Source organism: Brumimicrobium sp., assembly GCA_023957385.1.
Classification (GTDB): Bacteria; Bacteroidota; Bacteroidia; order Flavobacteriales_D; family Crocinitomicaceae; genus Brumimicrobium.
This window is the reverse complement of record JAMLGZ010000001.1, coordinates 1,787,532-1,800,429: the sequence shown is the minus strand read 5'-3', so window position 1 is coordinate 1,800,429 and position 12,898 is coordinate 1,787,532. Positions and strand designations below refer to the sequence as shown.

12 protein-coding genes are annotated in these 12,898 nt (G+C 34.1%); 11 read left to right on the top strand and 1 reads right to left on the bottom strand.

Annotation, left to right across the window (positions count from 1 at the left end):
• Window positions 1-166: 166 nt before the first annotated feature.
• The 8 genes from M9897_07910 (at window position 167) to M9897_07875 (ending at window position 9,875) form a co-directional block, all read left to right on the top strand.
• Window positions 167-3,607, top strand: a complete 3,441-nt coding sequence (locus tag M9897_07910) for a pyruvate carboxylase (protein ID MCO5268803.1) — start codon at window positions 167-169, stop codon at window positions 3,605-3,607.
• Window positions 3,608-3,702: 95 nt separating this feature from the next.
• Window positions 3,703-4,689: a Gfo/Idh/MocA family oxidoreductase gene (locus M9897_07905; protein ID MCO5268802.1), complete on the top strand. Its 987-nt coding sequence runs from the start codon at window positions 3,703-3,705 to the stop codon at window positions 4,687-4,689.
• 35 nt (window positions 4,690-4,724) lie between these two features.
• Window positions 4,725-5,594, top strand: coding sequence for a hypothetical protein (locus M9897_07900; GenBank protein MCO5268801.1), 870 nt, complete (start codon window positions 4,725-4,727; stop codon window positions 5,592-5,594).
• Window positions 5,595-5,606: 12 nt separating this feature from the next.
• Complete coding sequence (locus M9897_07895; GenBank protein MCO5268800.1) at window positions 5,607-7,001, top strand: sugar transferase; 1,395 nt, start codon at window positions 5,607-5,609, stop codon at window positions 6,999-7,001.
• A 111-nt stretch (window positions 7,002-7,112) separates the two neighbouring features.
• Complete coding sequence (pyrR, locus tag M9897_07890) at window positions 7,113-7,667, top strand: bifunctional pyr operon transcriptional regulator/uracil phosphoribosyltransferase PyrR (GenBank protein MCO5268799.1); 555 nt, start codon at window positions 7,113-7,115, stop codon at window positions 7,665-7,667.
• Window positions 7,668-7,678: 11 nt separating this feature from the next.
• On the top strand, window positions 7,679-8,608 hold the full coding sequence (locus M9897_07885; GenBank protein MCO5268798.1) for an aspartate carbamoyltransferase catalytic subunit: 930 nt from the start codon (window positions 7,679-7,681) through the stop codon (window positions 8,606-8,608).
• A gap of 8 nt (window positions 8,609-8,616) precedes the next feature.
• Complete coding sequence (locus tag M9897_07880; protein MCO5268797.1) at window positions 8,617-8,961, top strand: STAS domain-containing protein; 345 nt, start codon at window positions 8,617-8,619, stop codon at window positions 8,959-8,961.
• The gene (locus M9897_07875) at window positions 8,961-9,875 is read left to right on the top strand and encodes a ribonuclease Z (protein MCO5268796.1); all 915 of its coding nucleotides are present in this window, start codon (window positions 8,961-8,963) and stop codon (window positions 9,873-9,875) included. The genes M9897_07880 and M9897_07875 overlap by 1 nt, the downstream gene beginning before the upstream one ends.
• A 5-nt stretch (window positions 9,876-9,880) precedes the next feature.
• Here the strand turns inward: M9897_07875 and M9897_07870 are convergent, their stop codons facing one another.
• Window positions 9,881-10,630 (bottom strand): M15 family metallopeptidase, encoded by a 750-nt coding sequence (locus M9897_07870; protein ID MCO5268795.1) that lies wholly within the window; start codon window positions 10,628-10,630, stop codon window positions 9,881-9,883.
• 116 nt (window positions 10,631-10,746) lie between these two features.
• On the opposite strand from M9897_07870, the gene M9897_07865 reads away from it, so the two are divergent.
• The 3 genes from M9897_07865 (at window position 10,747) to M9897_07855 (ending at window position 12,897) form a co-directional block, all read left to right on the top strand.
• Complete coding sequence (locus M9897_07865) at window positions 10,747-11,085, top strand: PUR family DNA/RNA-binding protein (GenBank protein MCO5268794.1); 339 nt, start codon at window positions 10,747-10,749, stop codon at window positions 11,083-11,085.
• Window positions 11,086-11,198: 113 nt separating this feature from the next.
• On the top strand, window positions 11,199-12,011 hold the full coding sequence (locus M9897_07860; protein MCO5268793.1) for an AAA family ATPase: 813 nt from the start codon (window positions 11,199-11,201) through the stop codon (window positions 12,009-12,011).
• On the top strand, window positions 12,001-12,897 hold the full coding sequence (locus M9897_07855) for a ParB/RepB/Spo0J family partition protein (GenBank protein MCO5268792.1): 897 nt from the start codon (window positions 12,001-12,003) through the stop codon (window positions 12,895-12,897). Before M9897_07860 ends, M9897_07855 begins: the two co-directional genes overlap by 11 nt.
• Window position 12,898: the final 1 nt, after the last annotated feature.

The window sequence follows — 12,898 nt, the reverse complement described above, 5'->3', positions numbered from 1 at the left end:
ATTATTGATTTTACTTATCTTTTGTAAATACACAACGGGTACTTCATACAGAAAATATATATCTTGAAAATTTGTTAATAACTACCTCATTCCGAGTAAATTTAAAGTAGAATAATTAGATACTTTTGTACTCCTTCTAGAAATTATTTAAATTCTTTCATTTAAAATGACCATTAAAAAAATCCTAATTGCAAACCGTGGTGAGATTGCTATACGTATAGCACGTGCCTGTAATGAGTTAAATATTGAAACTGTAGCCATTTTTACCTATGAAGACAGATATTCACTTCATCGATATAAATCAGATGAAGCCTATCAGGTTGGAGAGGAAAATGAACCATTAAAACCATATTTGGATATTGAAGAAATTATAGGAATCGCCAAAGAATGTAAAGCTGACGCTATACACCCTGGATACGGATTCTTGTCAGAAAATCAAGAATTTGCTAGAAAATGTGCCGAAAATGGAATCGTTTTCATAGGACCCACTCCAGAAGTTATGGCTGCATTAGGCGATAAAGTGGCTGCAAAAGAAGCTGCTATTAAAGCTAAAGTTCCAATTATAGAAAGTAACAAAGTAGATTTAAAAGATGATAAAATCGCTTTAAAAGAAGCAAAAAGGATTGGGTATCCAGTTATGATTAAAGCTGCAGCTGGAGGAGGTGGAAGAGGAATGCGCGTAGTCAGAAATGATGACGATTTAATAAAAGGATATAGAGAAGCTAAAAGTGAAGCGAAAAATGCCTTTGGTGATGATACAATCTTTATTGAAAAATACATAGATAATCCAAAACATATTGAAGTACAGATAGTTGCTGACAAATACGGAAATATTGTACATTTATTAGAACGTGACTGTTCCGTACAAAGACGTTTTCAGAAGGTAGTTGAAGTGGCTCCTGCTGCCAACTTAAAAGAAACCACAAGAAAGAAAATTCACGATTATGCTGTTAAAATATGCTCCTCAGTGAAATATAGCAACTTGGGGACCGTGGAATTTTTAGTCGACAAGGAAGAAAATATTTATTTCATTGAAGTTAACCCAAGAATACAGGTTGAGCATACCATCACTGAATTAATTACGGGGCATGATTTAATCAAAGCTCAAATTCATATTGCTGATGGATACAAACTTTCGGATCGGGAAATTAATTTACCTGACCAATCGCTTATAAAGGCTAATGGTTTCGCTTTACAATGTAGAATTACCACCGAAGATCCTGCCAATGATTTCAAGCCAGATTATGGAACCATGGTGACTTATCGAAATGCTTCAGGATTTGGGGTCCGTTTGGATGAAGGAAGCACCTATCCAGGTATGAAAATCAGCCCTTTCTTCGACTCCATGTTGGTAAAAGTAAGTGCTCACGGAAATACAATGGAGGATGCCACTCGTAAAATGTATCGTGCTCTCAGAGAATTCCGTATCCGTGGTGTACGAAACAACATTCCATTCCTAGAAAATTTAGTAAACAATGAAACGTTTATCAAAGGAAATGCGACTGTAAACTTTATTGAACAAAATCCCGACTTATTTAATTTTAAAATTAGATTTGACCGTGGAACACGCCTATTAAAATACTTAGGAGATGTTGCTGTAAATGGGAACCCAGATGTGAAAATCATTAATCCAACTGTAGTATTTGAAAAGCCAGTCGTTCCTTCGTTTAATCATTACGACCCATACCCAAAAGGTACTAAAGATTTGTTAACTGAATTGGGGCCTGATGAATTTTCTAAATGGTTAAAAAAAGAAAAGAAAATTCATTATACCGACACCACATTCCGGGATGCACACCAATCTTTGTTGACAACTCGAATGCGAACTTATGACATGCTAAAAGTAGCTGAAGGTTATGTGAAAAACAACCCCGAACTATTCAGTATGGAAGTATGGGGTGGCGCTACCTTTGATGTATGTATGCGATTCTTGAATGAAAGTCCTTGGAAACGTTTACAAGATATTCGTCAAGCCATTCCTAATATTTTACTTCAGATGCTAATCAGAAGTAGCAATGGAGTTGGATACTCTTCTTATCCAGATAACTTAATCGAAAAATTCATCGAGAAATCTTGGCAAAATGGTGTTGATGTTTTTAGAATTTTTGATTCCTTAAACTGGATGGGAAATATTGCACCAAGTATCGAAATGGTGCGTAAAAGAACAAATGGATTAGCGGAAGCTTCTCTCTGTTATACAGGTGATATATTGGATCCTTCTAAAAAGACATATACTTTAAAATACTATATTCAACTAGCAAAAGACATTGAAAATGCAGGAGCACATATTTTGGGTATTAAAGATATGTCAGGTTTATTAAAACCATACGCTGCCAAGGAATTAGTCAGTGCGCTAAAGGATGCCGTTAAAATCCCTATTCATTTACATACGCATGATACTTCATCTTTACAATCTGCCATGTACTTACAAGCTATTGAAGCAGGTGTTGATGTTGTTGATTGTGCTTTAGGTGCTTTATCTGGAAATACTTCACAGCCTAATTTAAATGCCATTGCAGAAATGATGCGCTTCCATAAACGTGAAAACCCAATGAATATCGAATCATTAAATCAATATTCAAACTATTGGGAAAAGACACGTGAATATTACTATCCATTTGAATCAGACATGAAAGCTGGTTCTGCTGAAGTTTTTAGACATGAAATACCAGGTGGACAGTACACAAACTTAAAGTCCCAATCTGTAGCACTAGGATTAAATGATAAGTTTGAAGATATTAAAAAAACGTATGCTGAAGTAAATGAAATGTTTGGTGATATCGTAAAAGTTACACCAAGTTCTAAAGTAGTTGGTGACATGGCTCTCTTCATGGTAACCAACGGATATACGAAGGATGATGTTTACGCAAAAGGGCATGAAATTTCTTTCCCCGATTCTGTTAAGCAATTCTTTAAAGGGGATTTAGGGCAACCCGCACATGGATTCCCAGAAAAATTACAAGAAATCATTTTAAAAGATGAGAAACCATTTACCAAAAGAGCAAGTGAACTCCTCCCTCCTATTGATTTCGAGAAAGAATTCAAAGTCTTCCAGAAGGAATTTGGAACGGACTTAACTTTTGAGGATTTCCTATCTTACAAATTCTATCCAAAGGTTTTTGCAGATTATTTAACTTTTTACCGTCAATATGGTGATGTTTCTGTTGTTCCTACTCCTAATTTTTTCTTTGGAATGAAACTAGAGGAAGAAATAACAGTAGAAATTGCGCGTGGAAAAACGCTCCTTGTAAAGCTACTTTCTATAGGTCCAGCAGATGATAAAGGTAGTCGTCGTGTATTCTTCCAGCTAAATGGACAAATGCGTAATATTCGAATTCAAGACAAATCTGTTAAAGTAGAATCAAAAGAAAATAAAAAAATAGATAAAAGCGATGATAAACAAATTGGTGCTCCATTACAAGGCTTACTGTCACAAGTGTTAGTTAAGAAAGGAGAGAAAGTAGCCCAAAATCAGCCTTTATTTATTGTGGAGGCCATGAAAATGGAGACAACTATTGTAGCTCCTAAAGAGATGAAAATTAGTCATATAGAGTTAACAGGAGGAGCACGTGTAAACACTGATGATTTGGTTTTGATTGTTGAATAGAAAAAGTTAGTTTGACAAGATTCTGTTGATAAAATAAAATTAGGAAGGATTAACTTCGTATAGATGTCATATATTTGTAACAAATTACAGAAAACATGTTGAAAATAGGGTTAATTGGTACAGGACACTTAGGTAAAATACATTTAAAATTAATAAAAGAACTAACTGATCAATTTGAATTAGTAGGAATTTATGATAGTAGTCCGACACAATTAGCAACTGTTTGTGAAGATTTTAACTGCCAAGGTTTTTCCACTCCAGAAGAGTTACTCCAAGCCGTAGATTGTATTGATATAGTTACCCCAACTATTGCCCATTATGAACTAGCGGCTTTAGCAATTAAACAATCAAAGCATGTTTTCATAGAAAAACCTATTACGCATACTTCCCAAGAAGCTAGAACGCTATTAGCTTTAGCAAAAGAAGCCGGTGTAAAAGTTCAAGTGGGACATGTAGAACGATTTAATCCTGCCTTTACAGCAGCTCTTCCCTATCTCAATCAACCTATGTTTATCGAAGCACATCGTTTATCTATTTTCAATCCGAGAGGAACAGATGTTCCTGTAGTATTGGATTTGATGATACACGACATTGATATCATTTTGAAAGTAGTAAATTCCCCAGTGCGTAAGATCTCTGCATCAGGTGTTGCAGTTGTTTCGGAAACTCCCGATATTGCGAACGTTCGATTAGAATTTAACAATGGGTGTGTAGCTAACCTAACTGCTTCTCGGATTTCTCTCAAAAATATGCGGAAATCTCGATTCTTCCAAAAAGATGCATATATCAGTGTGAATTTCCTTGATAAAGAAATGGAAATTGTACAAATGGAAGAACTTCAAGGAGAAGCTGGGCCTTTTGATATGGTTTTGGATATGGGAATAGACAAACCTGCTAAAAAAATTCTATTCAATAAGCCACAAATTAATGAAGTTAATGCGATTAAAGAAGAACTAAAAACCTTTGGGGATGCTATTAATAATGATACCACTCCTATCGTTACTCTTGAAGATGGTTTATATGCTTTAGAAATTGCCGAACGAATTTTAGACTCCTTTAGACCAGTTGAAAGTAATATTTAAACAACTGCTTCGTTATTGAATTAATATCTATTAACATGAAACAAATTTCCTTCTCCATTTTTCTTTTTTCCATACTCTTACTTGGCGCTTGTGCAAAAGAACAACCCAAGGTTTCTTGGTTAAAGATTGATAAATGGATTTTGGAAGAAAATACAGACGCAGTTAATCCGCAAGGAGAAATGACTCATAATCTTTCTCAAATATTTATCACAATGGATGGAAAAAGTCTAGGAACTTTTGAGTTACCAGTTAAAATACCAGTCATTGGTAGTGGAAAACACAAATTTGTGTTCATTCCAGGCATTATAGAAAATGGAATCAGTTTAACTAAAGTAAGGTATCCTTTTGCAGAGCAGCAAACAACTACTATTGATTTGATGTTGAATGACACAGTTTCATATACTCCAAAAACAAGGTATTATTCAAATCTAAAGTTCTTAATTGAAGATTTTGAAAGCCCAAGCATGCAAATCGACGTATCCACAGAATCTGTTGGCACAGTTGGAAGAAACAACGATCCCACTATATTAAAATGGGGCGATAAATATGGAGAAATCATACTAACTGATCAAGACTCATTGGTGATGTTTGTAACCAATTTTGGTGAATCTTTACCTAAATTTGGAACAAACGTATATCTAGAATTTGACTATATGAATACAAATTCTGCGTTGATTAGTACCATAGCCTATGGAAATGGAGATTTCTTTGTTGACAATTATTTGCAGGTAAATCCACAAACAGAAGGAAAAGCCGTATGGAAACACATGTACATTAATTTAAAAGAAAATATCTCCTATCGTCAGAATGTTCCCAATAATGAGATACAATTTACCTTAATCAAAGATAAAAAAGGAAGTGATAGGTATTTCTACATCGATAACTTAAAGATAATTTACCCATAGCCAGCAATTTACATGAATCAACACCGAATTCGAAATATATTTATTTTATTTGATTTTATTACTGCGGCAATTGCTTGGGCTCTTTTCTTCTATTTTAGAAAGGTTTACATTGAAAATATTCCGTTTGAAGTTTCCGAGCGTTTTATTTTAGGCGTTTTTCTTATTCCATTTTTCTGGTTGACACTCTATTTTTCTATGGGCACATACACCAACTTTAAGAAACTATATGTCATTCCAATTATTTCGATTTCGTTAAAAACATTTTTATTGGGAACCATAGGGCTTTTCTTTTTCCTTATGCTAGATGACAAAGTAATCAATTATAAAGATTACTACAAATTGGTGTTGATGCTATTTTTCATTCACTCCATCTCCACCTTAATCCCGAGGTTATTCATCACAAATTATGTGGTGCAATTAACAAGTAAACGAAAAATAGGTTTCCACACTCTCCTGATAGGTGGGAGTTCTAAAGCAATTAGTATTTATAAAGAATTAGAATCTCAACCAAAAGGAAATGGTTCAATTTTTATCGGTTTTGTCAATTTAAACGGAGTAGATGATGAATTATCTTCTTTACTCACGCACGTAGGACATTTGGATGATTTAGAAAGCATAATTGATAAAAATCAAATTGAAGAGGTCATCATTGCGCTTGATACATCCGAACAAGAAAAACTAAAGAGTATAATTAACCGACTTCAAGGAAGAGATATAACAATTAAAATTACCTCCAACATGTTTGATTTACTCAGTGGACATGTAAAAATGACCAATATTTTTGGTGCTTTACTCATTGAAATCAATGATGAGCTAATGCCACACTGGCAATTTATCGTTAAACGACTCATGGATTTAAGCGCTTCCTTCATTGCTATAATTTTATTGTTCCCCGTATATATTATATTTTCCATTTTAGTTAAATCTTCATCCCCCGGACCTATCTTTTTCATACAGGAACGAATTGGCAAAAATGGAAAGCCATTTAAAATCATAAAATTCAGAACAATGTATGTGAATGCTGAAAAAAATGGTCCTCAATTATCCTCTAGTAAAGACAGTAGAATCACTCCTATTGGAAAAACTATGCGAAAATACAGGTTGGATGAAATACCTCAATTTTTCAATGTAATCAAAGGGGATATGTCGCTCGTTGGACCACGACCTGAACGACAATTCTATATTGACCAAATCGCTGAAATTGAACCACAATTTTTACAATTAACCAAGGTGAAACCAGGTATAACATCTTGGGGCCAAGTTAAGTATGGATATGCAGAAAATATCCAACAAATGCTACAGCGAATGAAATACGATTTACTCTATTTAAAGAATATGTCTATTGCACTCGATATCAAAATATTATTATACACTGTTTTAATAGTTTTCAAAGGTTCAGGTAAATGATTCCTGTCTTTTTTACCTCATTTTTCTTTCTTTTTATCGTTAGTATCTTGTTAATATTAATATGTAGCTGCATGACTTTTTTTCATAGTTAAATCTTTATATTTGTTCTCGATGGAAACGCAAGTAATTCTTAACGAGAAACAAGTCGAACTCACATTGCATAGACTTTGTAGACAACTCATTGAAAATCACGATGATTTCTCAAATACAGTATTAATTGGCTTACAACCACGAGGTATCCAAGTACTGTATAGACTTAAATCCCTTATTGAGAAATTATTAAAGAAAGAAATTCAGTGCGGAACCTTGGATATTACTTTTCACCGTGATGACTTTAGAAGAAGAGAAAGGCCTTTAATTCCTAGCACAACCAATATTGATTTTTCAATTGAAAATAAGGATATCGTTCTGATTGATGATGTATTATATACAGGTAGAACCATCCGAGCAGGATTAGATGCACTACTCACCTTTGGTCGCCCTAATTCTGTAGAATTACTTACACTTATAGACAGAAGATTCAAAAGACATTTACCTATTCAAGCTAATTATATTGGAAAATCAGTTGATACACTTGTTTCGGAAAAGGTATCTGTAGAATGGAAAGAGACAGAAGGAAAAGATAAAGTAGTCTTGTACACATTAGTGAAAGACGAATCAAAATAATACAAAGCTGTATGGATAATCTAAGCGTTGAACATTTAACTGGAACAGAAGAACTTACGACTAGAGATATCGAATTGATTTTCGAAACTGCTGATCAATTCAAACAAGTTATCAATCGCCCCATCAAAAAAGTACCTACTCTTCGAGATATTACTATTGCCAATGTATTTTTTGAAAACTCTACCAGAACTCGTTTATCTTTCGAACTAGCTGAAAAACGTTTGAGCGCTGACGTAGTTAACTTTAGCGCCTCTGGCAGTTCGGTAAAAAAAGGTGAAACTTTAGTTGATACGGTAAATAATATCTTGTCTATGAAAGTAGATATGGTAGTCATGCGACATCCCAATCCAGGAGCTGCTAAATTCTTATCAGAACGCGTAAATGCCAAGGTCGTAAATGCTGGAGATGGAACACATCAACACCCAACTCAAGGATTATTGGATGCTTATTCTATACGTGAAAAATTAGGGACAGTAAAAGGAAAGAAAGTAGCTATCATTGGTGATATTCTTCACTCTCGTGTTGCCAATTCTGATATTTTTGTACTTCAAAAGCTAGGCGCCGAGGTAATGATTTGTGGGCCAACAACCCTTATTCCAAAAGATATGCACAAATTAGGTGTAAAGGTGGAACACGATTTACGCAAAGCCCTTGAATGGTGTGATGTAGCCAATATGCTACGTATTCAATTAGAACGCCAGGATATTCAATATTTTCCATCTTTGAGGGAATATACTATGTTGTTCGGATTAGATAAGAAATTATTAGATAGTTTAAAAAAGGATATTGTTATTATGCACCCTGGACCAATTAACAGAGGTGTTGAAATTTCAAGCGATGTAGCGGATAGTAAACAGTCTATCATCTTACAACAAGTGGAAAATGGGGTTGCAATCAGAATGGCAGTAATTTATTTATTGGCTGCAAAAATTAAAAGATAATTGAAAGCATGATATTTTCGGTAGAACATAGCGCAAATTATCACCTAATAACTTCTTACGTAGAAAAGTTAAATGGAATTTCTGCTCCTGAATTAAAAATTGAAGTACTGAAACTAGAAGAAATGCAGGTTGTAAATGTGATTATTGATTTATCACAAACTCTATACTGCGATTCTACTGGCCTAAATACTATCTTATATTGCTATCGCATGTGTAAAGACAATAATGGAAAGTTCATCATTTGTAATTTACAGCCTAATGTTAAAAAACTCATAGAAATCTCACAATTACATCGCATACTAACTATTACAGAAACATGTAAAGAAGCTGAGATGTTGATGGATCAAGCATAATGGATTTTAAAATCACCATCTTGGGAACTGGAGCTGCTATTCCTACTTTAAGAAGAGGGAATTCAGCACAATTTATTCAATGCCATCAGCGTCAAATATTAATTGATTGTGGAGAGGGTACCCAACTCCAAATGCGAAAATTCGGACTCAAATTCCAAAACGTTCAGATTATCCTTATTTCACACTTACATGGAGATCATATTTTTGGTTTACCCGGTCTTATTGGAACCATGCAGTTATTAGGTAGAAATTCTCCTTTATTGATTATTGGCCCTAAAGGATTGAAAAGTTTTTTACTTTCTCTCTTTGAAATAATTGGCCTCCCTGTTGTTATGCCTATTGAATTTAAAGAATTAGAAACAAAGAAAGAAGTTATAACCGTATTTTCAGATAAAAGCATTGAAATTAAGGCTTTTCCTTTACACCATAGAATTGCCACATTTGGATACCGAATAAATGAAAAGACAGGTAAACGAGGTCTAGATAAAGAAGCATTTGATAAAACGGGAGTAAGCATTGCATATATAGATAAATTAAAGAATGGAGAAGACATAATCGACAATAACGGTGTACACGTGAGGTATGAAGACGTTACCTTTCCTCCAAAACCAACTATTTCATACGCTTATTGTTCAGATACTGCTTACTACCCTACAATTGTTGAGCATATTCAGGGAGTTGATTTGCTATATCATGAAGCCACTTTTGCAGAAAAAGAAAGAAGTCGCGCTGAAGTTACTTATCACTCTACTGCATCTGATGCCGCTAAAATTGCACAGGAAGCAAAAGTTGGGAAATTAATTTTAGGACACCTGTCTGCACGCTACAACACAGATTCTAAACATCTCGAAGAAGCAAGAATACACTTTAATAATACCGTGGTTGCAAAAGATGGTGATATATTTAATTTGTAAATAAACTATGGAATTATTTCAAATAATTCTTTCGCTTTATCTCTTGAATAAGCATTGAAATGCCACCATTCCGTTTCAATTACCCAAAATCCCCCTACTTTCATAACTTCTCTCAATAATTTTCTATTATTGATTTGATACGGGGATAACTCCCCAAGTTGTAAATAATAAGTCTCGAATCGAGGATAAGCAATTTTACGAATATCATCATAACCAGCACCCATGTCTAAAGGCTTTCCTGTCTTCACATCTACTATTGTTAAATCAACCGCACACCCAAAATTATGTAAACTTCCAGATTTTGGGTTACTTAAAAATTTGGTACGCTCTGGTATCGGGATCGTATCCATACCATCCCACATTTCTTGTTGCACAAAAAGTGGTCGCGCACCATCATAAACTAATAAAGACAGGGTTGAATCCTTCTTTTTGAGAGCCGATTGGCATTTTTTTAAACGCTCTGCAACTTCCTTTTGTAAATATACTCTGCTATAATTTGCATACAATACCTTATGCATGAAATTCTCCGTAGTTGCATACTTCACATCTATCCTAATTGTACTATCAATCTTCTGGATATCAACTAATCCATATTGAATGAGAACTTGTTCAATTTCACTAATTTCAGAAACAGATACCTCAGTTTTTAGCTGAGTAGAATCATTAATTTCTATCGAATGAGGAGCTTCTTCTCTATGTTCTCTACATGAAAAAAGAACTAATAAAAAAAGAATGTATAGTTTTCGATAGTTCATACGGTTATTTCATTTTTTTTCTTAATTTTAACGAAAGTTTTCAACAAGTGCACAAAATTGTTGCATGACAAAAATAAAAATAAAATATTTGTACTTCAAAAAATAAACATTGAGCCATGAATGAGGAGAAGAATAATGAAAATGGTCGTGAGGTTCACTCAACGGTAGTTCGTGCTGGAAAACGCACTTACTTTTTTGATATCAAAGCAACGCGCAACAATGACCTTTATCTTACTGTTACTGAAAGTAAAAAGCAATTTCAAAACGGAAGACCAGAATTCCAAAAACATAAGATTTTCTTGTATAAAGAAGATTTTGAAAAGTTCTCTGACGCCCTACGAGATGTCTTACAAAAGATTGACGATTTAAAGGCAGATGGAAGCTTTACAATTGAAGAAGAAAGCAATAATAAAGGTCTATCTGATTATACTTCACTCAACTACGAAGATTTATAAAGAACAACTGTTCACAAGGTAAATTTACTGTTGATATTATTTTAAATTTTTAACAATAAAATTCGATATAATTCAGTATCTTGTTGAATTATTCATCAAATTATTCTATTCAAATGGGGAAAATTATTGCCATAGCAAATCAGAAAGGAGGAGTTGGGAAAACTACTACGGCTGTCAATTTAGGCGGTAGCTTTGGGGTGTTGGAATATAAAACATTAATTGTTGATGCTGACCCGCAGGCAAATGCTACTTCAGGAGTAGGTTTTGACCCTCAAAAAACAAGAAATATCTATGAATGTTTAATTGATGGCATCCATCCATCAGAAGTTATACTTTCTACAGATAATCCTAATCTTGACATTCTTCCTTCACATATTGATCTTGTGGGGGCTGAATTAGAAATGATTAATATGCCAAAACGCGAGTATATGATGAAGGCTATGCTCGAAAAAGTAAAGGACAATTATGATTATATCCTGATTGATTGCTCTCCTTCCTTAGGATTGATTACAGTAAATTCACTTACGGCAGCAGATTCTATTATCATTCCTGTTCAATCGGAGTATTACTCCCTTGAAGGTTTGGGGAAATTACTCAATACCATTAAAATTATTCAAGGTAGATTAAACCCAAACTTAAGTATTGAAGGTTTATTAGTTACTTTATATGACACTCGTTTACGACTTGCTAATCACGTAGTTGAAGAATTGAAAACTCACTTTCAGGATTTGGTTTTTGACACTGTTATTCATCGAAATACAAACTTAGCAGAAGCTCCTTCTTTTGGCGCAACGATTATTATGCATGATGCAGCTAGCAAAGGCGCTATCAACTACTTGAACTTAGCTCGAGAAATAATCCAGCGTGAGGAAATAGAAAAATTATCAAACGACAATCAAAAAATTTCATTGAATGATGAGCTCTAATTTAAAAAAACGACCTGCACTTGGGAAAGGTTTAAGTGCTTTATTGGAAAGTTCATTAACTGATATAACTTCTGACGATATTTCAGATGCTTCTGTATTAGGTTCAGTTGCACTTTTGCCGATTGATTCTATTGAAGCAAATCCTTTTAACCCAAGGTCTAATTTTGAGGAAGAAGCATTGAAAGAACTAAGTGAATCTATTGCAACTCACGGAATTATTCAGCCTATAACGGTTAGAAAACTAGGCAGAGATAAGTATCAATTGATTTCTGGGGAACGTCGTTTCAAAGCTTCTCAAATAGCTAAATTAAAAGAAATTCCTGCTTATATCCGTGTTGCTAATGACCAATCTATGTTAGAGATGGCTTTGGTAGAAAACATTCAACGCCAAGATTTAAATGCTATGGAGGTTGCTTTTTCATACCAACGACTGATTCAAGAATGTAGCCTTACACAAGAACAATTATCTAAACAAATTTCTAAAAGCAGAACATCTATTACAAATCACCTTAGACTTCTTAAACTTCCGGCTGAAATTCAACTAGCAGTTAGGGAACAAGACATTTCTATGGGACATGCACGAGCTCTAGTAGGTATAGAAAATGTAAATAAACAGCTGAAATTCTTTAAGAAAACGCTTTCAGATGCTTTATCAGTGAGGGATTTAGAAGATTTAATCCGTAACGACAAAGATGATAAAGGCACCAACTCAAGAAAGAGTACTCTAAATATTTCCAGTAAACAGGCTGAATTTACTTCTTCCTTTTCCGAAAAAGTGGCGGCAAAAGTTCAAATCAAAAAACAAGCTTCAGGAAATGGAAAATTGATTATAAACTTTAATTCTGAAGTTGATTTAAACCGTATTATCGAAATTTTGAATGGATAAC